Annotated in this window: 22 protein-coding genes; 13 read left to right on the top strand and 9 right to left on the bottom strand. The window is 47.5% G+C overall.

Annotated elements, in window-relative coordinates:
- Window positions 1-31 precede the first annotated feature (31 nt).
- The gene (locus JUB14_RS21060) at window positions 32-223 is read right to left on the bottom strand and encodes a hypothetical protein (protein ID WP_207508809.1); all 192 of its coding nucleotides are present in this window, start codon (window positions 221-223) and stop codon (window positions 32-34) included.
- A gap of 26 nt (window positions 224-249) precedes the next feature.
- A complete protein-coding gene (locus JUB14_RS21065) occupies window positions 250-1,452 on the bottom strand; it encodes a class I SAM-dependent rRNA methyltransferase (protein WP_207508810.1) in 1,203 nt (400 codons plus the stop codon).
- Between the two features lie 96 nt (window positions 1,453-1,548).
- On the opposite strand from JUB14_RS21065, the gene JUB14_RS21070 reads away from it, so the two are divergent.
- Window positions 1,549-2,469 carry a sugar phosphate isomerase/epimerase family protein gene (locus JUB14_RS21070; protein ID WP_207508811.1) on the top strand — a complete coding sequence of 307 codons (921 nt, stop codon included), beginning with the start codon at window positions 1,549-1,551 and terminating at the stop codon, window positions 2,467-2,469.
- Here the strand turns inward: JUB14_RS21070 and JUB14_RS21075 are convergent.
- Window positions 2,450-3,541, bottom strand: a complete 1,092-nt coding sequence (locus tag JUB14_RS21075) for a zinc dependent phospholipase C family protein (protein WP_207508812.1) — start codon at window positions 3,539-3,541, stop codon at window positions 2,450-2,452. The two genes, JUB14_RS21070 and JUB14_RS21075, sit on opposite strands and share 20 nt — an antisense overlap.
- A 310-nt stretch (window positions 3,542-3,851) precedes the next feature.
- On the opposite strand from JUB14_RS21075, the gene JUB14_RS21080 reads away from it, so the two are divergent.
- Window positions 3,852-4,256 (top strand): Dabb family protein, encoded by a 405-nt coding sequence (locus JUB14_RS21080; protein WP_229368097.1) that lies wholly within the window; start codon window positions 3,852-3,854, stop codon window positions 4,254-4,256.
- A 79-nt stretch (window positions 4,257-4,335) separates the two neighbouring features.
- Here JUB14_RS21080 and ung read toward each other — a convergent pair whose 3' ends face one another.
- Window positions 4,336-5,001: a uracil-DNA glycosylase gene (gene ung, locus JUB14_RS21085; protein ID WP_207508813.1), complete on the bottom strand. Its 666-nt coding sequence runs from the start codon at window positions 4,999-5,001 to the stop codon at window positions 4,336-4,338.
- Window positions 5,002-5,107: 106 nt separating this feature from the next.
- Between ung and apaG the strand changes: the two genes are divergently transcribed.
- From apaG to JUB14_RS21100, 3 genes are all read left to right on the top strand, one after another.
- A complete protein-coding gene (apaG, locus tag JUB14_RS21090; RefSeq protein WP_207508814.1) occupies window positions 5,108-5,494 on the top strand; it encodes a Co2+/Mg2+ efflux facilitator ApaG/CorD in 387 nt (128 codons plus the stop codon).
- A gap of 72 nt (window positions 5,495-5,566) precedes the next feature.
- Window positions 5,567-6,340, top strand: a complete 774-nt coding sequence (locus JUB14_RS21095; RefSeq protein WP_207508815.1) for an O-methyltransferase — start codon at window positions 5,567-5,569, stop codon at window positions 6,338-6,340.
- Window positions 6,341-6,422: 82 nt separating this feature from the next.
- The gene (locus JUB14_RS21100) at window positions 6,423-7,775 is read left to right on the top strand and encodes a monooxygenase (protein ID WP_207508816.1); all 1,353 of its coding nucleotides are present in this window, start codon (window positions 6,423-6,425) and stop codon (window positions 7,773-7,775) included.
- A gap of 15 nt (window positions 7,776-7,790) precedes the next feature.
- On the opposite strand, the gene JUB14_RS21105 is transcribed toward JUB14_RS21100, so the two are convergent.
- Both JUB14_RS21105 and JUB14_RS21110 read right to left on the bottom strand, forming a co-directional pair.
- On the bottom strand, window positions 7,791-10,280 hold the full coding sequence (locus tag JUB14_RS21105) for a penicillin-binding protein 1A (RefSeq protein ID WP_207508817.1): 2,490 nt from the start codon (window positions 10,278-10,280) through the stop codon (window positions 7,791-7,793).
- Window positions 10,281-10,390: 110 nt separating this feature from the next.
- Window positions 10,391-11,293, bottom strand: coding sequence for a YihY/virulence factor BrkB family protein (locus tag JUB14_RS21110; RefSeq protein WP_207508818.1), 903 nt, complete (start codon window positions 11,291-11,293; stop codon window positions 10,391-10,393).
- A gap of 235 nt (window positions 11,294-11,528) precedes the next feature.
- Between JUB14_RS21110 and JUB14_RS21115 the strand changes: the two genes are divergently transcribed.
- Window positions 11,529-12,392: a DUF4142 domain-containing protein gene (locus tag JUB14_RS21115; protein WP_207508819.1), complete on the top strand. Its 864-nt coding sequence runs from the start codon at window positions 11,529-11,531 to the stop codon at window positions 12,390-12,392.
- 139 nt (window positions 12,393-12,531) lie between these two features.
- Here JUB14_RS21115 and JUB14_RS21120 read toward each other — a convergent pair whose 3' ends face one another.
- Both JUB14_RS21120 and ald read right to left on the bottom strand, forming a co-directional pair.
- Window positions 12,532-14,292 (bottom strand): DEAD/DEAH box helicase, encoded by a 1,761-nt coding sequence (locus JUB14_RS21120; RefSeq protein WP_207508820.1) that lies wholly within the window; start codon window positions 14,290-14,292, stop codon window positions 12,532-12,534.
- 411 nt (window positions 14,293-14,703) lie between these two features.
- Entirely contained in the window at window positions 14,704-15,840 is a 1,137-nt protein-coding gene (gene ald / locus JUB14_RS21125; RefSeq protein ID WP_207508821.1) for an alanine dehydrogenase, read from the bottom strand.
- Between the two features lie 188 nt (window positions 15,841-16,028).
- On the opposite strand from ald, the gene JUB14_RS21130 reads away from it, so the two are divergent.
- Together JUB14_RS21130 and JUB14_RS21135 are read left to right on the top strand one after the other, a co-directional pair.
- Entirely contained in the window at window positions 16,029-16,487 is a 459-nt protein-coding gene (locus tag JUB14_RS21130) for an Lrp/AsnC family transcriptional regulator (RefSeq protein ID WP_207508822.1), read from the top strand.
- An 86-nt stretch (window positions 16,488-16,573) separates the two neighbouring features.
- Complete coding sequence (locus JUB14_RS21135) at window positions 16,574-16,810, top strand: hypothetical protein (protein ID WP_207508823.1); 237 nt, start codon at window positions 16,574-16,576, stop codon at window positions 16,808-16,810.
- Window positions 16,811-16,837: 27 nt separating this feature from the next.
- Here JUB14_RS21135 and JUB14_RS21140 read toward each other — a convergent pair whose 3' ends face one another.
- The gene (locus tag JUB14_RS21140; RefSeq protein ID WP_207508824.1) at window positions 16,838-17,959 is read right to left on the bottom strand and encodes an NAD(P)/FAD-dependent oxidoreductase; all 1,122 of its coding nucleotides are present in this window, start codon (window positions 17,957-17,959) and stop codon (window positions 16,838-16,840) included.
- 366 nt (window positions 17,960-18,325) lie between these two features.
- Between JUB14_RS21140 and JUB14_RS21145 the strand changes: the two genes are divergently transcribed.
- The 5 genes from JUB14_RS21145 (at window position 18,326) to dapB (ending at window position 22,702) form a co-directional block, all read left to right on the top strand.
- Complete coding sequence (locus JUB14_RS21145; RefSeq protein ID WP_207508825.1) at window positions 18,326-19,348, top strand: radical SAM protein; 1,023 nt, start codon at window positions 18,326-18,328, stop codon at window positions 19,346-19,348.
- A 164-nt stretch (window positions 19,349-19,512) separates the two neighbouring features.
- Window positions 19,513-20,310, top strand: a complete 798-nt coding sequence (locus tag JUB14_RS21150; protein WP_207508826.1) for a ParA family protein — start codon at window positions 19,513-19,515, stop codon at window positions 20,308-20,310.
- A gap of 35 nt (window positions 20,311-20,345) precedes the next feature.
- Window positions 20,346-21,266: a ParB/RepB/Spo0J family partition protein gene (locus JUB14_RS21155; protein ID WP_207508827.1), complete on the top strand. Its 921-nt coding sequence runs from the start codon at window positions 20,346-20,348 to the stop codon at window positions 21,264-21,266.
- Window positions 21,263-21,937: a DUF5683 domain-containing protein gene (locus tag JUB14_RS21160; RefSeq protein WP_207508828.1), complete on the top strand. Its 675-nt coding sequence runs from the start codon at window positions 21,263-21,265 to the stop codon at window positions 21,935-21,937. The genes JUB14_RS21155 and JUB14_RS21160 overlap by 4 nt, the downstream gene beginning before the upstream one ends.
- A 45-nt stretch (window positions 21,938-21,982) precedes the next feature.
- Complete coding sequence (gene dapB, locus JUB14_RS21165; RefSeq protein WP_207508829.1) at window positions 21,983-22,702, top strand: 4-hydroxy-tetrahydrodipicolinate reductase; 720 nt, start codon at window positions 21,983-21,985, stop codon at window positions 22,700-22,702.
- Window positions 22,703-22,796: the final 94 nt, after the last annotated feature.

Raw genomic sequence — 22,796 nt, forward strand, 5'->3', positions numbered from 1 at the left:
CATTTATCCTAATTTTTGTCAGAGACTGGCCTCAGATCTTATCATCACTGGCCAGCAAGTATCGCCTGCGTACATCATTTACGAGGAACTTCTTTTGAGTGGTGAAGCTTTCCGGATGCATTTCTCCGAATAGCTCCTGCCACTCCCGAAATCGATCCGGTTCAGCCTTTTCAAAAGCCTGAGCGTCTATTTTCTTCTGCTTTAAGTAGTCCAGAAATTCCATTCAAGTCTCCTTCTTGATATAAGTTATTAATCTACCCGTACTACCAGACCTTTCAGGTAGCTACCTTCAGGATGAAATATATTTACCGGGTGATCGGGCCCCTGCGTAAGCTGGTGTAGTACCCGTACCGGACGACCTACTTCCATCGAAGCCGCCACTATAGTATTGTAGAACAGCTCACGATCTACCACCTGCGAACACGAGAAGGTGAATAGCAGCCCTCCTTGTTTTACTCGTTTAAGTCCTTCGGCATTCAACCGCTTATAGCCCTGTACCGCCCGGTGCCGAGCTGACAGGCTTTTGGCAAAGGCCGGTGGATCGAGTACTACTATATCATACTGCTCTTCTTCCACTTTTAGCCATTTCATGACATCTTCAGTAATGCTGTGGTGGCGATCCTGCCCTTCGTTAAGCGCGACGTTTTGCTCACATAGCGCCATAGCCTTTCCCGAAATATCAACCGAATGTACCTCGGCCGCATCGGCTGTAAGACCATACACCGAAAAGCCACCCGAGTAACAAAAGGCATTAAGGACTTTCTTGCCGGCGGCATAGTGAGCCAGCAGGTTCCGGTTTTCGCGCTGATCCAGGAAGAACCCCGTCTTTTGCCCATTCTCCCAATCTATCTCAAACGCACGGCCGTACTCTTCCACCTTATGGGGGAGGGGTACTTCACCGTAGAGGTAGCCATTCTGGATCGTCGATGCATACGAGCCGGGGAGGGTTTCTTTACTTTTATCGTATATAGCTATCAGGTTTTCTCCTATAACCCTTTTTAGCGCCTCGGCCAGTTCATGACGTGTACGGTGCATGCCTATGGTGTGTGCCTGTAGTACAGCTACGCCATTGTAGTAGTCCACGATCAGGCCGGGCAGGCCGTCGCCTTCGCCGTGTACCAGACGGAAGCAGTTGGTAGCGGGTAGTTCAAGTTGTTTGCGGGCTTCATAGGCATTGCGGAATTTGCTTTCCCAAAACTCCGGTCCGATATCAGTAGGGGTATGAGTAAGGATACGGACCTTGATGCTGCCGTCGTGGTAATGCCCGATGGCCAGGAACTGTCCCGAGGCACTTACTACCTGTACCAGGTCACCATCCTCTACCTGTTTATCTGCTTTGGCAATAGCTCCCGAGAACACCCACGGGTGCAGGCGTTTAAGGGCTTCTTCCTTGCCTTTGTTTAAAATGATGCGGGGTAATTCGCTGTATGATGAAGTGTTATTACGAGTCATTTTAGGATTTATCAGTTAAATTAGGCCTTTTGCAGCCTTATAGCTGTTACTAAACATACAAAATTAGTTAAAAATTAACCCTAAGCTTACTTATCTATGGCATACAATCGCCGTTTCTTTCTGAAAGCTGCTGGTATAGCTGCTGCCGGATCTCTAACCTGGCCCCTTACTTCCTGTTCACAATCCGGTAGTTCCAGCGAAGGAGCCACCGCCGAAGGAGATACGACGGTAACAGGCGGCTCAACAAACTTATCGGTTGCATCTGATTTTGGAATCCAGTTGTATAGTGTTCGTGACCTGATCGGCAAAGATCCAAAGGGTGTGATAAAGCAACTGGCTGACCTGGGGTATAAAAAGGTGGAGAGCTATCAGGGAGACCAGGGGGTATTCTGGGGTATGTCTCCAAAAGAATTTAAGGCTTATATGGATGAAGTGGGAATGACCGCGGTCAGTACCCACGCTGATACCACCAAAGATCTGGAAAAGTTGGCCGGTCAGGCTGCTGAGGCTGGACTTAGCTACGTACTTCAGCCGTACATAGGTCCTCAGAAAACCATCGATGAGTGGAAGAAAAGAGCCGAAGAGTTTAACAAAAGAGGTGAAATCTGTAATAAGGCAGGTGTCAAGTTTGGCTACCACAACCACGACTACTCGTTCCAGATGCTGGATGGACAGATGCCACAGGCCATACTACTGGACAACACAGATCCTTCACTGGTAATGTATGAGCTTGACCTGATGTGGATTGTGGCGGCAGGGGTTGATCCTACCGAGCACCTGACCAAGTATGCCGGCCGTTATGAACTGTGTCACATCAAGGATTTGCAGCGTGAGCCCAAGCCTCATTCGGTTAACCTCGGACAGGGTGTTATCGAGTTTCCCAAGATTCTGAGGGTGGCGGCTGACAATGGTATGAAGCACTATATCGTGGAGCAGGAAGAGTATCCAGAGTCAGTAATGGCCAGTATGGCGCAGGACGCTCAGTATATGAAGCAAATCACCGGATCGGAGGCGTAATATCATCCGCCTCGGGTCTGACCCGCAGAAGCCGCCGCAGCCACCCTTGTTGCTCGGCGGCTTCCTGTTTTTTATCCTCTTCCGTAAATCGGAGCTCTGCCAGAGGAGCCAGATCAGGCTGACCGGCGTTGATCCAGGCGGTATACCATATATCGGCAACCATACGTACCGAAGCCTTCATTTGCCTTTCGACCTGCCCCTGCAGTAGCTGATGGTACCTTCTGGAAAATTCAGAAGAGTACGTACGGACCAGTATCCCGTTCCGGGTTTCGTAGCTATACTTCCTGTCGTCATTAAATTCCTGACTTAGCTGCTTCTCCAGATCAAGTACCGAATCGGTGGCTGCATGAGTCCGGGCTACTACGTCCCACACCGCCCGTGCCGGATTTTCAATATAGACAGCAGGCCCCGTCCACATCTCAAAGTCAGCAGCAAATAACTCCGGCAGCCGGGATTCCCAAAAGGCATGGATACCTACCTGACCGGTGAGTTGACCGTTGTAGTTATGGGTTGTATGCAGCGGTACGTGAGCATCCGCCACATAATGGCCCAGATCCGCCGAAATACGCAGGATACGTTTGGCATCTTTGGCCCGGAATGCTTCCGTTAGCTGGTAGGTGGCAGTCTGGATGTACCAGGGTACTATACCATGCTTGCGTAAACTGTCTTCGCCAAATTTCTCCTTTGCGGCCGACCAGTAAAGGGGTAGTACCTGCAGGGCACTGTCACCGTACACATCAAGATCTATATAGTGTCGTTCAGCTTCCCCGACTATAGCATATCGGCGCTGGTCGGGATTGACAGCGTTTTCAGCCAGGTAGCCAATGTGCTTCTTGTAGAAGACCAGCATCTCGGGCGGCAGTCGGTACACAGCCAGGCGGTTGATATGACGGTGAGCCCAGAAACCCCAGTGCGGACGAAAGCTGATAAATAGGGTAACAAGTACTATGAAGAGCGTACTTAGGATAGATTGCTTCAGAAAATGACGAAAAAAATTTACTGAGCGGCGCCTAAGCCATGACCAGCCTGCCAAAGAATATTCTGTGCCTCTATTTCGCTGTCTATCTGCCATTTTTATTGAAACTGGAAGCTTTTGAGGGTAATGCTATCTGCCCAGACACCTGTTTTTACACATTATGCCTCTTTTTTTGCCAGGTTTTATAAAATACAAACGTCTGTTTTCTCTCTCTATAAATAACTGATTTATAAGTATCAGAATTTTATTTCCTTCTCTACCTTATTTAATATAAAAAATTTCCCCAACTGGTTATTTTGCCAAATTGATACTATTTATTATTGAAATAGTTCAATATTTAAATTTCTTTTTACCTTTGTGAGGTAAATAATACACATCGCTTATTTCTCTAGCCAAGCATTCAAAAATGAAACCTAAAAATAAATTTTTCGGATATATGCTCCCGGTATTTGTACTGGGTGTTTTTATGTTGATTATCTACGGAGCTTATACTCCCCATCAGAAAGCCGAGATACAGCGCGTTGTATGTGTGAAGTTCAAAGCGGATGCCACTCAGGCCGACATTGACCAGCACCTGCGCGAGTTTGCCAGCCTCCGTCGTGAGATACCTGATATTGTAGGCTATTCGGCCGGACGTGTACTGGCCAATGAAAGTACCAACGGCGAGTTTGACGTAGTACATTACATCACATTCCGAAATGAAGAAGGGATAGCTTCATTTACCAAGCACCCCAAGCGTCTGGAGTTTGTGGCATCAAACAAAGCTCATTGGGACAATATACTCGAAGTGAATTCAGACATTCAGAAATAAAAGAAGAAGAGGATTAGTACCAAAAAGAGCCGCATCATTGATGCGGCTCTTTTTATTTTAAGGTACCAACAATTGTAAGCTACCAGTTTATTTCAGTCTGGCCTTGGGATCGGAGGTACTCATTGGTCTTGCTGAAGTGCTTGGTACCAAACCAGCCTCCCCACTTGGATGCCATAGGAGAGGGGTGAGTCGCTTTGAGTACATGGTGTTTTGCCTCATCAATGATCTTTCCTTTTTCCTGCGCGTACTTACCCCACAACAGAAATACTACCCCCTCCTTTTCATCGCTTAGGTGTTTGATCACTGCGTCCGTAAAGGTTTCCCAGCCTTTGCCCTGGTGCGAAGCTGCTTCACCTTGTCGTACGGTAAGGGTGGCGTTCAGTAGTAGTACTCCCTGTACGGCCCAGCGTTCCAGATTACCCGATGTGGGGACAGGCTTACCCAAATCGTCCTGTATTTCCTTGAAAATGTTCAGTAGTGAAGGTGGCTTGCGTACACCATCATTGACTGAGAAGCTAAGCCCGTGCGCCTGTCCGGGACCGTGGTAGGGGTCCTGCCCCAGTATAACTATCTTACAGGTATCAAACGGGCACTTTTCGAATGCGTTGAAGATCAGTCGACCGGGAGGAAAAACGGTGTAGGTTTCGTACTCCTTTTTGACAAACTGAATCAGGTCCTTAAAGTAAGGTTTTTCAAATTCGGGCTGAAGTCGCTTTTTCCAGGATTCTTCGATTTGAACGTTCATGGGCTGGAATAAAAATTGAATGTTAAAATTAATAGGAATGGAGGCTTGTATTTATAAACTTAGCTTCACTATTTTCGTTTAACAAATAAATCTCTTCCTACGCTGTATGGTATCTGAAGTGACTGAGGGTGTTAAAGTGACCGTCCTGACTGAGTATCAGCCGGACTACTCTAGTCCGCGTCAGGCTCATTTTGTATTTACCTACAAGGTAGTGATCGAAAACCACAGCGAAAATACAATCAAACTGTTACGTCGGCACTGGCTAATCTATGATTCGAACGGAACCGTCCGCGAGGTGGAAGGGGAGGGAGTGGTAGGTCAGCAGCCTGTACTGGAGCCCGGTGAAGTACATGAGTACGTATCGGGCTGTAACCTACGAACCAACCTGGGCAAGATGGCCGGCACCTACCTGATGGAGCGGGTACTGGATGGTCGTCAGTTCCGGGTGGTGATTCCGGAGTTTACGCTCATCGTGCCATATCGCCTCAATTAATCCTTACATTTGTTTATCCTGCCAATCAGCCGTTTCTTTGCTGATAGTGTTAATTAAACGTTTGTAGTTTCCTTGGTTATTCCCTACATCAAGTACTTGCTTCGCTCTGGTAATGAGCACGCTATTCATTCGCCTTTTGTTTACGACTTGTATACCAAAGTAATCCGCCCCAAGGACCGGCACTCTGATTATGATCAGTTGCAGGCCCTTCGTAAGCAGATGCTATCATCCACCGAAGAAATAGAAGTACTGGATCTGGGGGCAGGTTCAAGAGTTAATCGTTCTAATAAGCGAAAGGTACGGCAGATCGCTAAAAATGCCGAAAAGCCTGAGCGATTCGGGCGGCTCTTCCACCGGCTGGTGCGTCACTACCGGCCCGCTAATGTACTTGAATTGGGTACCTCGCTGGGCCTTACTACCCTATATTTTGCCAAAGCCAATCCGGCCGGAAAGGTAACTACTCTGGAAGGATGTCCGGAGACGGTTCGGCTGGCACGTACCAATTTTGAAAAGGCAGGTGAATCCGGTATAGAGGTAGTGACGGGTAATATTGATGAAACGCTTGGGCAAACGCTGCAGCGGCAGAATCAGACGCTGGATATGGTGTATTTTGATGCCAACCACCGGTACGAGCCTACGGTCAGGTACTTTGAAGCCTGCCTGCCCTTTGCCGGGAACGATAGTCTCTTTATATTCGATGATATTTACTGGTCCGACGAAATGACCCAGGCCTGGGAGTACATAAAAGCGCATCCGCAGGTTACGGTAACCGTAGACTTGTTCTGGATCGGACTCGTGTACTTCAGGAAAGAGCAGGTAAAGGAAAACTTTGTTTTACGTTTCTGACCAATTTACCGGCTCTGCCTTCCGTTTATTTACCAAAGAAGAGTTTCGTTGACTAGCCACTCGTGTATTACCATACCAGTTTATGAAAAAGATATACCTCTATGGGCTACTACTCTCAGCTACGGCGGTAGCGGTAGTTAGCTGTAAGGAAAACAGCCCGGTTACGGAGCCGACTGAATTGGCTACCTACGACCTGATTCAGGACCGGATATTGACCCCAACCTGCGCCACTGCTGGCTGTCATGCTTCCGAGAGCGATGGTACATTTCGGCAGCATAGCCTGGTACTGGCTAAAGGTAAGTCTTATGAAAACCTGATCAATAAACTCTCAAACCAGCCGGATGCCAAGAGCGAAGGTATGATGCGGGTCAAGCCCTATAACTCCAACGAGAGCCTGCTGTATCATAAGCTCAACTGGGATGCCTCCCACCACGGAGGCAAGCAGTATGGGTTGCCTATGCCGCTGGGTGGAGAGCCCCTGAGTGTAGGCCAGACGGAATTTGTCCGTCGCTGGATTGAGGCTGGGGCACCACGTACCGGCAGTGTAGTAGATACCACGCTGCTTAGTGATAAAACTCCGGCAAACCAGGTTGATTTTGTTGGACTTACCGCTCCGGCTGCCGGGCAGGGAGTACAAATGCGTCTGGGGCCTTTTGAGGTAGCTCCCCGTTTTGAAAGAGAATTGTTTAGCCGGAAGCAGGTGGGTAACACCGAGGAGCTATATGTAAATCGGGTGGAGATAAAGATGCGCTCCGGAAGCCACCACTTTATCCTGTATGACTTTGCGGATAAGTCGAAGCTACCGACTATGAATGACCTGCGTGACATTCGGAATACCAACGGATCGGTCAATTTCGCCACTTTTGCTTCTATGCAGAACCATATCTTCTGGACCGGAACCCAGACCCCCGATCATGACTATACATTTCCGGAGGGAGCAGCTCTGCTGGTACCGGCAGGAGCCTCGTACGATATGAATTCGCACTACGTGAACAAGACGGATAAGGCGATGCAGGGAGAGGTTCACGTAAACTTATACACTACTCCGAAGGAAACGGTAAAGCACGTTGTGCAGTCATTGAATCTGGCAAATGAAGGGCTTACTCTGGCCGCCGGTACTAAAACGACTGTCTCCAAGACTTTTACATTTAAGAAGCCCATTAAGGTGTTGATGCTGACGTCACATACCCACAGCCGGGGAGAGAAGTTTGTGATACGGATCAACGGGGGCAGCCGCAACGGTGAAATAGTCTACGAAAGTACGGATTGGGAACACCCGCTGATCAAGAACTTTCCTGCCCCAATTGAGCTGAAAGCAGGTGAAGGTCTTACTTCCGAAATTACCTATAATAACACGACCAGCAAGACCATACGCTTTGGACTCACCAGTGAGGATGAAATGGGAATCATCTTTGGCTACTACTACGAAGAGTAGCCAAAGATGAGTTAACTATTGCTCTTCCTGAGGTTCATTTCTGTTCTTCCGCCTGAACAGGTTGCGGAGCCTGCCTCCTCTTTTTTCCTTTTGTTCTTCCCGTTCCTGACGGCGTATTTCCTGCTGTTCCTGGCGCTCCTGCCGGCGCTCCGGATTGCCCAGATTAAACGGTAGCGACTCCAGTACCCGATCAAAGAATGAATCATCGGGGTCACGCTGTGGTGGATCAGGTATGTAAGATGCACAGCTTAGTAGTTCTTCTATTTCGGGAGTAATGGCTTCAAATTTTTCTCCCTTTATAACCGAAGCCTCATCGTCTTCGACAATTCTTGAAACAAAGTCTCCCCAAATGGGTAGGGCTGTGTTGGAGCCCTGGCCAAGTTCAAGCGTGCGGAAGCGTACGAGAGGACTTTCAGCTCCTACCCAAACGCCCGTCACCAGACCGGGTACGATGCCAATAAACCAGCCATCACTCTGGTTTTGGGTAGTACCTGTCTTGCCCGCTATATCCAGCTTCAATCCAAACTCTGAATGCAGACGGCGGGCACTTCCATCTTCTACTACCGCTTTCATCATTTCCAGCATAATGGCCGCATTCTCAGCAATCAGTACTTTTTTGCCACGCTCAGGTCTGTTCTGGCGGAGTACCCGGCCGGTACGGTCCACTATGCGTGTTACATAGATAGGTTCACTGCGGCGTCCCTCATTCGCGAAAGCTGTATAGGCTGTTACAATCTCCAGTAATGAAATATTAGCTGTTCCCAGCGCCAGGGAAGGTACTCGCGGCAGATCGCTCCTGATACCCATGTTCCGGGCCAGCCGGATGGTCGGATCTACACCGACTTTCAGGATCAGTTGCGCGGAGATGGTATTCAGAGAATTAGATAGCGCTCCTTTCATAGAGTACTTACCCCCGTAGCGGTTGGTAGCATTCTGAGGTCGCCAGTCTTCGTATTCCTTATAGGTAGTGAGTACATTAGGGAAGTACGTACAGGGCTCGATACCACGCTGAAGAGCTGCCGCATATACGATCGGTTTGAATGTAGAGCCTACCTGACGCTTGGATAGAACGTGATCGTACTTAAACAGGCTGTGGTTGACTCCACCTACCCACGCACGAACAAAGCCCGTTTCGGGATCCATGGCAACCAGCCCCGTATTCAGAAAGCGCTGGTAGTAGGCCAGGGAGTCCATTGGGCTCATCGTCCGTTTGACAACGCCATTCCAGCTGAATAAGGTCATGGGCACCGGCTTCCTGAAAATGGCTCTTATCTCTTCATCCGACAGTCCCTGCTCTTTCAGGACCCGATATCTCCTCGATACTTTAAGCGCGTTGTCAAGTACTGACTTATCATTGCCCCAGGGAGTGCGGCCCTTCCAGTGATCATTAAACTGCTTCTGAAGGGATGCCATACGAGCCCTGACAGCACGCTCGGCGGCTAGCTGTACTCTCGAATCAATGGTCGTATAGATCTTTAAGCCGTCGGTATACAGGTTGTACGGGTCACCATTGGACTTGGTCTGATTGGCACACCATTCGGCCAGTTCCTGGCGCAGTTGCTCTCTAAAGTAAGGAGCTATATTCTGGTTTTGTACCTTTTGTTCCCGGGTTAGCTTCAGTCGGAGTTTCTTGAGGGAGTCTGCCTGCTCTGGAGTAAGGTACTTGTACTTGGCCATCTGATTCAGTACCACGTTGCGCCGGAGTTTGGCTCTTTCAGGTCGGTTGATGGGATTATAAGAAGTAGTAGCCTTCAGCATCCCAATGAGTACCGCCGCCTGCTCAGCTTTGAGCTTTCGGGCAGGTACATTAAAGAAGTGTCTGGAGGCCCTTTCTATACCAAATATATTGCCCCCAAAAGATACCGTGTTAAGGTATAGTTCCAGTATTTCCTCTTTGCTATATACCATCTCGAGCCGCCGGGCCATGATCATCTCCCTGAGCTTGTTGATAGGCATCTCAAGGTACCGGTAATCCCGACGAGGGTAGAGGTTCTTGGCTAACTGCTGAGTTATAGTACTTCCACCCCCTGAACTTTCATCCTGCATCATGAGTGTTTTGACGGCTACCCGTCCCAGGCTTCGGATATCGACGCCACTGTGCTGATAAAAGCGGGCATCTTCAGTCGCTACCAGTGCTTTGAAGGTTACCGGGGATATCTCGTTGTAGTTAACATTGGTGCGGTCATAAATGAAGTACCTGCCCAGCAGTACACTATCTGCCGAATACAGCTCTGAGGCTGTATCATTGCGCTTGTTTCTTAATTCTTTTCGGGATGGTATCTCCCCATAAAAGCCCATCCATACTGTGATGATGAAGGCGACACAGGCAGCGCCAAACAGGATAAACAACCCTGCAATAGTGAAAAAAGCAATACGAAGAATATCTTTAAAACTAGCCTCCCGCCAGTTGTAGGTCCGTATACGGCGAGGTAGTTGCTTCCAATAGGAGGCAGTGAATAAATTTTGCAGTCGCTGATAATTTTTTTGCCAAAATGTATTTGCCAAGGTTTATGGAGTTAGTGGTACTTCTATTATCTGATCGGAATAGTTAAAAAAGGTGTGCCCGGTGTAGTTACAACCAATTATATCTCAAAATGGATGTAGAACATGACAGCTTATGTTCTTGGCCGGGAGGTACTAGGTTTCTCTTCGGCTTTGCTTTCATTTACTTCGTACCTGTAGGCTTTCCTGATTGGGCGTATGGGCTTGCCATTAGTATCACTAAGTACTTTGATGAACGCTCCACCGTAGTAAAAAATGATAGAGGAGTAGAAAACAAACAACATAATGAGAACAATGGACCCGGAGGCTCCGTATATGGTGCTAATATTGTTATAAGTCAGGAGCCATCGTAGGATCAGCTTTCCACCATTTAATAGTATTGCCGTAAAGAATCCACCCATAAAGGCCAGGCTCCAGTCGGGCCGGCCATCGGTAAGGTACCTAAACAGGATAGAGAACCAAACTGTAATTATTGCAATGAAAAACAGCTCATTGATCAGGTAGGTCAAAAAGAGGCTGTTTCCTGGCTGCAGGTATACCAGGTAGTTACCAATCAAAGCAATCAGGCCCTCGGAAAGTATACCAATGATGAACAGCAGGCCAGCCAGGAAGATAATACCCAGGGATCTCAAACGTAACTTCAGCCTGAACCCCAAACCAGGTTTGTCTTTGACGCGGATACTCCATAGCTGATCAAGTGAGTTTTTTACCACGCTAAATAAGGTAGTAGCTACAATCATCAGAAACAGGAAGCCACCTACGGTCATGTACCACTCCTTGTTCAGGGCTCTGATGTTTTCTATAACCAGTTTGATCTGAGCGGCGCCTTCCTTGCCGATAATAGCTCCAATATCATTGATCAGTTTGGAATTAAGCGTAGTCGGATTGATAACCAGTCCAAACAACTGAACGAGAATAATAAGAATGGGAGGGAGAGCAAACGTGGTAAAAAAGGCCGTAGCCCCGGCCATTCTGAGCGGATCGTTTTTCTTTAGTACCAGTAGCGCCTCTTTCATCAGGCCCAGAAATCTGCCTGTATTAAGGGCAGAACTTTTTAAAGCTTGAGGTAGTGTAGCCACAGTAGTTTGATTTGTAAATTAATCAGTTGATAAATAACGCCTTTGCAGCTTAACTATTGAAGTATGGCCTATTGTTTGGAAGAAGCCAAAAATCAAAAACGGGAAACGAGGGCAAATAGGGTGGTATGTTTTTTTACAACCTTACTTAACACCATAATTCAATTCTAGAAATATGAAAAAGCACTTATTAAATATAATGCTGGTAGCAACTATGCTATCGGTAGCAGCATGTAAAGACACTGAAAATGATAGCAATGGTTCTCACGAACTTGCCCAGGACATAGAGAGCCAGGATAATGTAATCTTCCATAGTGATTCAAACACGGGCTATGCAGATAATGATGGTCCCAGAGGTGGGACAGCCGACGACAATATAAGCACTCCTGCTTTTGCAAGAAATGTAGCCGAAAGCAGTATGCTGGAAGTACAACTAGGGCAGCTGGCTCAGCAGAATGCCAGTAATGTTGAGGTGAAGCGATTCGGGCAAATGATGGTCAAAGCACACAGTGCCTTGAATCAGGAACTAAAAGGCCTTGCTGAGGGAAATGGTATTGATATGCCTACCCGTCTGAGCCAGCAGTGGATGAATAAATTCACTGAGTTATCAAGACTCAAGGGTGTAGAGTTTGATCGTACCTATGCTCAGTTGATGGTTGATTCGCATCAGAAGACGATCCAGTTGTTGATGGATTATTCGGAAAAAACGGGTCCGCTTACAGTGGATGGTTCGCCATCGGTCACAGGTACTCCCCAGGGAGGAAATACAGCAGCAGGCTCCGGAACATCCAGAGATAACAACAGGGCCGCAACGGCCGGAACTTCTGGTGGTACCGATGCTAAAAACGAGCAACCTACCATGCCCGCTAATGACTTTAGAAGCTGGGCTGTAAAGAACATCCCAACGTTGCAGTTGCACCTTGAAGAAGCTCAAAGGGTGAAGACAGCAGTAACTACCAATGTTACACGTAAAGGGGATGAACTTACCTCAGAGAGACCCAGTAACGATCAGCAGAACGGTGCAAAGCGACAGAAATAAGTAGAGTGAGTCGATTATAAATACTAAAAAGAGGCATCTGTAATGAACAGATGCTTCTTTATTAGTAGTAAAGCGTTAGCTATATAGAAAAGGGATCCATTTTTATGGATCCCTTATACTATAAGAATGACTGTCAGCCTTATTTAGCTATATCAATCTGTACCTGCTTGCCTTTGATGGTGTTGCCATCCATAGCGCGAAGTACTGTACGGGCATCACGCTCCGGTACATCTACAAAAGTAAACTTGTCATAGATGTCAATAGCACCAATGGCCTTGCCCGGAATATTAGCTTCACCGGCAATAGCGCCTACAATATCACGGGGCTGGATATTATCCTTACGACCCAGACTCAGGAACAGACGGGTCATACCTGGCTCAGCCGAAGTACGGGGAGCTGAATTGCCACGGTCACGGGGGGCATCACTACGACGATCACCACGAGGTGCGTCCGAACGATCACCACGACGGCTATCGCGGTCACGGTCAAACCGGCTGCCACGATCCCGATCACCAAAGCGGTCACCACGATCGCTGCGTTCGCCGCGCTCACGACGGTCACTGTTGCGCTTTTCTTCCCAGGCCAGATTACTGTCAGCGTATTCGTTCTTCTGAACACCCATAATCTGCTTGGCCATGGCCGCTACGATCTGCTCAATGGAGAAGCCACTGTGGCGCAGACTATCCAGTACATCATGATAGAGATCAAGATCTCCCTCCTGAATTGCCGCAGATATATTCTCAATAAAGCGAGCCTTCCGTACACCTACGATATCTTCGTACGAAGGAATAACTCCTTTTTCAATCTTTACCTTTGTATAGTTCTCAATCTGGCGCAGACGGAACTTCTCATCACGGGCTACCAGTGAGAATGCCTTACCGGACATACCCGCGCGGCCTGTACGACCAATACGGTGTACGTAGTACTCCTCATCCAGGGGAACGTCATAGTTGATAACAGCATCCAGACCGCTTACGTCAATACCACGAGCTGCTACGTCGGTAGCTACCAGTACAGTCGTAACCGCCGCTTTGAACTTACTCATTACGTTGTTACGCTGCTGCTGACGCAGGTCACCATGCAAACCTTCGGCGGCGTAGCCACGGAGCTGCATTTCTTCTACGATCTCATCAACCTTGCGCTTGGTATTACAGAATACCAGTAGTGAATTGAGGTGGTACATGTCAATCAGGCGGGTCATTACTTCAACCTTAGCCTGTGGCTTTACTTCGAAGAAAACCTGCTCGATGTTCTGGTTAGTCAGCTCATTACGAACTACCTTCACCAGTACAGGGTCCTTCTGGAAGCGCTTGGTGATAGACATGATAGGCTTAGACATCGTAGCCGAGAACAGAATAGTCTGACGTTCTTCGGGCATTTCAGCCAGAATGCTTTCGATATCTTCACGGAATCCCATGTCCAGCATTTCATCTGCTTCGTCAAGTACCATCATACGTACTTCTTCAAAGCTGAGGGTGCCACGCTGCATGTGGTCCATCACACGTCCCGGTGTACCTACTACTATATGTACACCTCTTTTAAGTGAGCGAATCTGACGCTCAATAGAGTCACCTCCGTATATTACTTCAATGCGTACTCCACGTACATATTTGGCAAGGCGACCCAACTCTTCGGATACCTGTACGGCCAGCTCACGGGTAGGACACAGTATAAGCGCCTGTACGGCATTGCTGGACGGATCAATACGCTCCAGAACCGGAATACCAAATGCGGCCGTTTTACCCGTACCTGTCTGGGCCTGGCCAATAACATCATAGCCCTGTAGAACGGGAGGAATACCCTGGGCCTGAATGGGAGATGGCTTCTCAAAGCCCATCTCTGTTACGGCTCTCAGAATGTCCTCCGATAGCCCTAAGTCGGCAAATGTTTCAGTTGTCATTATAAAAAAATTAGTATTATTCTAGGTATTAAACTGGGATCAAGCAGCACTATACGTTTACAGCAAAGCCTAAAATTATTAGACCAATATGGCCTTACAACCATGTAGTGCTACCAAAAATTTCAAAAAGAGGGATTGCGCAATGTCCACCACAATACATCCGTGGGGCTCTGCAAGACGAATTCGGAAGGACCAGTTAAAATCAGATTAAACTGGTGGCGATACTGTCGCCTGACCCGGAGTAGAAGCAGAGAACTGAACGGATGTTCGTTCTATCTATTTTTGCAAAAGTAAGAAGAAGTATTTGTAATGCAAGCTGTGAAGGGATACTAATTGTAATATTTTTAGAAAATAAAAAGCGGCCAGGTCCAGGACCGGCCGCTTTAGCCTGTTGATTATGAAGTGAAAAATCTATTCGGTTACCGCCGTATAATTAGTAAGTAGGCTGGTAACGTCAGTAAAAGGTAAGTCAAATGCATCGGATACACCCTTGTACACCACCTGTCCCTGGACCACATTAAGGCCTTTACGCAGCTCTTCGTTGGTTTGACAGGCTACCTGCCATCCTTTATTCGCGAGTTGCAGCGCATAGGGGAGCGTGGCGTTGGTAAGTGCCAGGGTAGAAGTATAAGGTACGGCACCGGGCATGTTGGCTACACAATAGTGTACAATTTCATCTACTACATAGATAGGATCCTGGTGGGTAGTCGGATGTGAGGTTTCGAAGCATCCACCCTGGTCAATGGCTACGTCAACCATAACGGTACCGGGCCGCATGAGTTTGAGCATTTCACGGGTAATGAGCGAAGGCGCTTTGGCCCCGGGTATCAGTACTCCCCCCACGATGAGGTCGGAGCTCTGGATGAGCTGACGGATATTGTACTCATTGGACATTACAGTATCGACATTGGCAGGCATGATGTCTTCCAGGTAACGCAGGCGCGGCAGACTAATATCGACAATGGTTACGTTGGCACCCAGTCCGGCGGCCATCTTGGCGGCTTGCGTACCTACTATACCACCACCCAGTACCAGTACATTGGCAGGTTTCACGCCGGCTACACCACCCAGCAGGATACCACGTCCACCCATTGGTTTTTCGAGGTACTTGGCTCCCTGTTGGATAGCCATACGACCCGCTACTTCGCTCATAGGTACCAGCAGGGGCAGGCTACGATCGGCTTTCTCTACTGTTTCATAAGCCAGACATACCGCCTTACGCTCGATCATAGCGTGGGTAAGTGGCTCAGAGGAAGCAAAGTGAAAGTAAGTAAAGAGTAGCTGATTCTCCTTGATGAGTGAGTACTCTCTCTCGATAGGCTCTTTTACTTTGATTATCATTTCGGCGATAGCATATACCTCTTCGATAGTAGGAAGTATTACTGCTCCGGCCTGTGTATATTCTTCATCCGAAAATCCGCTGCCTTGTCCGGCACTGGCCTGTACATAGATCGTATGACCCTGCTTTACAAACTCGGTAACACCGGCCGGGGTAACGGCTACGCGATTTTCGTTATTCTTGATCTCCTTCGGTACGCCAATAATCATGATAGCTGATTAGTTTAGGTGTTGACTTATGTCGCAATGAATTTTATACGTACAAATTTACCCGTTGTAGTAAATTTTGTTAGTGTGATGTATAATTACAGGAAAGTATTTTGGTAAATTGGTCATGTCTAGAAATATTTCCTGTTGAATAGTGAATATGGGTACCTTTGCTAAAAAAAACTTCTGTTATGAATCTTGATGCTACCGATAAAAAAATATTGGGCCTGCTTCAGAGCAATGCTCAGCTGACGATGAAAGAAATTGCTTCCCGAATCAATCTTTCGCTTACACCGGTACATGACCGGATCCGAAAGCTGGAGCGGGAAGGATTTATAGATAAGTACGTATGTCTGCTCAACCGGCGCAAATTGGGTAAGTCGTTGCTCGTATACTGCAATGTCACACTGGACAAGCAGCGTAAAGAAAGCTTTGAAGAATTTAACGCGGCTATTAGTAGTATGCCTGAGGTACTGGAGTGTTGTGTGGTGTCGGGGAACTTTGACTACCTGCTGAAAGTAGTCGCCAACGATGTAGAAGCCTATAACCAGTTTTATCAGCAGAAACTTTCAGTCTTAAACAGTGTCCTGCATATAAGTAGCTTCTTTGTTATGTCTGAGGTAAAAGGTACTACTGAACTTCCTCTTTAGGTATAACTACCTTAAACTCTTCTGATGGTATGGTTTTTTGAGGTTTTAGAGCGTATAAATTTATTTTTCACTAACCCGAAACTACTATGCCTTATAAAAGCAAACAGCCTGGTAGTGCCAGTAAAGGTGCTCCAACTCAAGCAGAAAAGTCCAAAGCTTCTTCCAAAATTGTAGATAGTGATACCCTGGACGAACGTCAGGAAATACGTGACAAGTACACAGACAAAAACGGACAACCTGATCCGGATGTAGTACCGGTTAATAATCCAAATCGGAATACAGATAAAGAAAAAACTGATCAGCCGGCTTATGGTGGTTCCTGATCAAATAGCATGGAAGCAATTGCTGAACTAAACATGAAACGGTTTTCCGTGGGTACTACGGATTACCAGCCGCAGCAGGGGAGGAAGGAGTCCAAAAAAGTGAAGTGCAAATTCCGAAAGGGTTTCGTTACCGAACATACGTTGTACATTTCTTCCTACCCAGAGGCGGTTTGAAAATTGCTTCTTCCAGTGACGGGTGTACCCTTTTTCCAGTTGCCTTCGGTTACGGTGCCCGCTGAAGTAGTCAATAATTTCCTGAGCCGCCAGCCAGCCCCCATGTATAGCCATGGCCATTCCATTGCCGCAAAGTGGAGTTATAAGCCCGGCTGCATCACCAGTCATCAGTACATGATTCACTACCGCCTTCTTAGGGGCAAATGATACTTCATTAATCACCTCCGGGCTTTCGTACAGAAATTCCGCCTCCCTCAGTATATTATAAATGTGTGGGTTCTGAGCCAGCACATGCCGTTCCATTTCGGGTATGCTTCCGTACTTTTTTACATTGCTCCGCTCGGTCAGATAGCACATGCAGTACTTATCTTCTTCGATAGCAGATATACCACAGTAGCCATTCTTAAAATTATGAAGGGCTATGGTGTCTTTGGGGAATTCATAACGTATATGATACTTAACCCCCATATAGGGAGACGTCTGCTGCATAAAGTCCCGCTTAAGTTCACGATCCAGTCGAGTCCTTTTGCCGTAAGCTCCAATCACCACCTCAACTTTGAATTCATCTCCGGTAGCGGTTTGTACTATAAAATGATCTTCTATCCAATGTACATCAGAGACAGTGGTATTGAGAAGAAATTCCACTCCAGACGCCTGGGCTAGTTGATATAAATGATCGTCGAATTGGTAGCGGCTGATACCAAATCCACCCATCTGCAGGGGAGAGTCCAGAATGTGGCCTTTGGGGGAGGTAAATCGGAATGAATTAATCTCAGCCGCCCCCATTATAGCCGGATCAAGGCCCAGCTTTATTAAGTAGGGCCTTACTTCATTCGATATGTATTCACCACATACCTTGTGGTGCGGGTAGTTTTTTCGTTCGATCAAAAGCACCCGGATACCCGCCCTGGACAGTTCAATGCCAGTGGTAAGTCCGGCTAAACCACCACCTATAATTAGGACAGGATACGTCATTCTGCTGAGATTTGCTTAGTTTCGCATGTAGTAAATAAAGCAATCTGCTCTCCAAATGTTTGAAAATTATCTGCTGATCGTAGCTGCCTGAGGATTGACAAAGATTCAATCGTACTAATAGTTAGTGAACTTGCGGTTGCACAAGGTGTAGAGTCTATCCAGTTTGTGAGCGTAGTGAGTAGCTGCAAATTAAGTGATAGTGTGATGCTGCAAGGTGCAGCTAAGGCTAAGACCGGTTAGTACGATGAACAGTTAGCTACCTGGCTTGTTGCATTTGCAGCGATGATGAACAAATCGTAAAGAGGAGGAGAGAAGAAGAGACAAGAAGTAAGAGTAAGAAAATTTTAGATTATCGAATAACTACTAATGAACCGAAACTGGAAGGATGGTTTGAACCTGATGTCAAAGGTGACGCCCCGCAGAGCCTGGAACGCTATGCAGATACTAGCTAGCTATTTTTACTCCCGCTACTCGGGTAAGGCGACGCATTGGGGGATGCCGGTGGCCATTTCTTTTGAGCCCACTACTTCCTGTAATCTGCGGTGTCCTGAGTGTCCGAGCGGCTTGCGATCTTTCACGCGGCCTACCGGTATGATGGAAGAAGACCTCTACAAAAAGACCATCGATGAGCTGGCCGAAACGCTGCTGTACCTTATCTTTTACTTCCAGGGCGAGCCTTATCTTCACCCCAAGTTTTTTGATCTGGTGCGTTATGCCCACGACAAGGGTATCTATACCGCTACTTCTACCAACGCGCACTACCTGACGGATGAGAAAGCCCGGCGTACTGTGGAGTCAGGTCTTGATAGACTAATAATATCTATTGATGGAACCACCCAGGATGTGTACGAGCAGTACCGCATCGGGGGTAAGTTGGAAAAGGTACTGGAAGGAACCCGGAATATTATCAAGTGGAAGAAGGAGCTTAAATCCAGCACACCGCATACCGTATTTCAGTTCCTGGTGGTACGTCCCAATGAGCACCAGATCGATGAGGTGAAAAAGTTGGCTAAGGAGCTGGGCGTAGACGAGGTGGGATTGAAGACCGCCCAGATCTACGACTATGAGCAGGGCTCGGACCTGATACCTACTATTGATAAATACTCGCGGTACCAACCGGAAGAGGGAGGTACCTACTCCATCAAGAATGAACTGCTGGATCATTGCTGGAAAATGTGGCACTCGTGTGTCATTACCTGGGATGGCCTGGTAGTACCCTGTTGTTTCGATAAGGACGCCCATCACCGTCTGGGGGATATGAAGCGGCAGACCTTCCGGGAGCTATGGCGGGGCAGTGACTACCATCAGTTCCGCGAAACACTTGTACGTTCCCGTTCGGAGATAGAGATGTGTAAGAATTGTACGGAAGGTACCAAGGTGTGGGCGTGAAACATCCGGCTGAAAAATTAGCTTTGTCCGAAGTTTCAGAAAAAATAATATGCAGTAAAATACTGATTTACAGTATTCAAATATTATTCTAAAAAACTCCGTGGAACATTAGTTGTGTATTTGAGGCGAATACCTGAAATTTGGAACTGGTAACTCAAAGAACAATGGGCAAAGTAATTGCAATTGCAAACCAAAAAGGCGGAGTAGGCAAAACAACCACGGCCATAAACCTGGCTGCCAGCTTAGCCGCTCTCGAATTCCGGACCCTCATCGTTGACGCTGATCCTCAGGCTAATTCTACGTCCGGCCTTGGATTTAACCCCAAGGAGATCGAGTACAGCATATATGAATGTATGGTAGAAGGGATTCGTACCCGGGACATCATCATCCAGACGGACTTCCCTAACCTGGACCTGCTACCCTCTCACATAGACCTGGTAGGAGCGGAGATCGAAATGATCAACCTCAAGAACCGGGAAGACCGGATGAAGGAAGCCATGGAAGGTATTCGGGAAGACTACGATTTTATCATAGTTGACTGCTCGCCTTCGCTGGGTCTGATCACTATCAATAGCCTTACCGCGGCCGATTCGGTGATCATACCGGTACAATGCGAATACTTTGCTCTTGAAGGGTTAGGTAAGCTGCTCAATACCATTACAATCATCCAGTCCAGACTAAATACAAACCTGGCTATTGAAGGTATCCTTCTGACCATGTATGATCTGCGCCTGCGTTTATCCAATCAGGTAGTCAATGAGGTCACTACTCACTTCCAGTCACTGGTATTCAATACGATTATTCCTCGTAACATCCGCCTCAGCGAGTCGCCCAGCTATGGTCTGCCCGTACTGGCGCAGGATGCTGACAGTAAGGGAGCCATTAGCTACCTGAACCTGGCCCGCGAGATACTTACAAAAAATGGCCTGCTTTCACAGGACCAACCCGTTGGGATTAGCTAGTCCCGAGTCAACCCTTAGATTTACACTTGTGCAGTATGGAAAATAAAAATAAGAAAATGGTGGGGCTAGGCCGTGGCCTGGGTGCTTTGTTGCAGGATTCGGACTCAGTAAACGCTCCACGGACCCCCACACGTCCAACACCGTTTGAAACTATAAGCGCCATGAATGAGATTGATGTCAATCTCATCGAGGCAAACCCGTTCCAACCCCGTTCCAGATTTGACCAGGAGGCTCTGCAGGAGCTTGCTGACTCGATCCGGGTGCAGGGTATCATACAGCCAATTACTGTAAGGCAGATAAGTAAGGATAAGTACCAGTTGATTTCGGGAGAGCGGCGTCTGCAGGCTTCCAAGTCCATTGGTATGCTCAAGATACCGGCCTACATTCGTACAGCCAATGACCAGCAAATGCTGGAAATGGCGCTGATCGAGAACATCCAGCGCGAAAACCTCAACGCCATCGAAATCGCCCTCAGCTACCAGCGGCTCATGCACGAATGTAGCCTGAAGCAGGAGGAATTGGGTGAGCGCGTAGGCAAAAACCGTACGACAGTCAATAACTACATCCGGTTACTGAAGCTCCCACCGGTGATTCAGGCCGCTCTGCGCGACAACCAGATCAGTATGGGACATGCCCGGGCCATCATTACGATCGATAGCCCTGATATCCAGCTAAAGATCTTCAAGAAGATCATCGAAGAAGGATGGTCGGTACGGAAAGTGGAGGAAGAGGTACGGAAACTATCACTAGTGCCCGAATCTTCCGAAAAGGAACGTCGTCCCCAGACAATCAAGCAGGAGATACGGTCGTTACAATTTAGATTGTCATCCTTCTTTGGGTCTAAGGTTTCCATCAAGAGTGATGATAACCATAAGGGAGAAATAAAAATACCTTTTACTTCCCAGGAAGAACTTGACCGGATTTTGGACACTTTGAAATTTGAAAATAAGGCTTGAGCAGGTGGCTTTGGATAGGGATAGTAGCTCTGAGTATCGGAGGTGCACAGGCACAGCGCGTTAATACGGACAGCTTAGGGAAAGTCGTGTTGCCTATCGTCAAAGGTGATACCATCAAACCTGCTGTGGATCCCAATCTGGCCATAGATTCGCTGGTTGTGCGTACCAAAGAAAAGTTCCGGCCAGTACCCCGCAAAGCTACCATATTTGCCATTGCCTTTCCGGGAGGTGGACAGATCTATAACCGTGATTACTGGAAGCTCCCGCTGGTATACGGTGCCTTTGGAGGTGCCGTGTACGCTATCAGATGGAATACATTGCGCTACAATGATTTTCTGACTGCTTATAAGGCTTTCTATGACCTATCCACGGGTAAGCCTCGGACTGATATTACTACCTATCCTGTATATCTGAGAGGAACCGACGAAACCCGCGAGCTAACCCTGGACCAGGTCAAACGGGGGCGTACCGCCTACCGTCGCTACCGCGACTACTCCTACGTCATATCCGTTGCGGTGTACGCACTGGCTGCCGTCGAAGCCAACGTAGCTGCCCACCTGAAGACATTTGACATATCCGAAGATTTATCCTTACGCATAGAACCATCACTTTACCAGCCCAATATGCCTGGCCCTACTGCCGGAGTCAGGTTGGTATTTGGGGTACGGTAGAACTCATTAATATTCTGTATATACATTTACTCTTATTTACGAATTATGAATATCCTGCTGATAGGATACGGCAAAATGGGCCGAACTATTGAACAGATAGCTCTGGAAAGAGACCATCGCATCGTTGGAAAAATTGATGTCCAGAACCGTAGTGAAATGGACGCATTAGCTAAAGAGGATGTAGATGTAGCCATTGAATTCAGTTCTCCGGAGGCTGCCTTTGACAATATCACGTACTGTCTGCGTAAAGGCTGGCCAATCGTGAGTGGTACTACCGGCTGGCTCGAACACAGAACCGAAATCGAAACCCTTTGCCAGCAGCAACAGGGAGCATTCTTTTACGCTTCCAATTACAGTATCGGCGTAAATCTTTTCTTCCGTCTGAATCGCTACCTGGCTCGCCTCATGAAAGGGCAGGCTTATGATGTGTCGATGACGGAGATCCACCATAAACACAAGCTGGATGCTCCCAGCGGAACCGCCATTACCCTGGCCGAAGGTGTAAGCGCTGTAAATGATAGTATCAAAGGCTGGGCTTTAGTACCTGAAACCAAAGAGGGGCATTTGCCTATCAAGTCGGAGCGGGAGGGTGAAGTACCGGGTACTCATATCATCCGCTACGATTCAGAGATTGACACCATTGAAATCAGCCATACTGCTCACGGACGTAAAGGATTTGCCTCCGGAGCGGTGGTATCAGCCGAATGGTTAGTAGGAAAGACAGGTGTTTTTGGAATGGATGATCTTCTGGAAAATCTGGAGTAGTAGTATCGGAGAGGGCTGGTAAAAGAGAAACTTCATTCTTAAAAGCTTAAATTTTCTTAAATTAAGAATAAAAAGTAGTAAATAGTTGTTTCTG

It is taken from the genome of Telluribacter humicola, assembly GCF_017355935.1.
GTDB classification, from domain to species: domain Bacteria; phylum Bacteroidota; class Bacteroidia; order Cytophagales; family Spirosomataceae; genus Telluribacter; species Telluribacter humicola.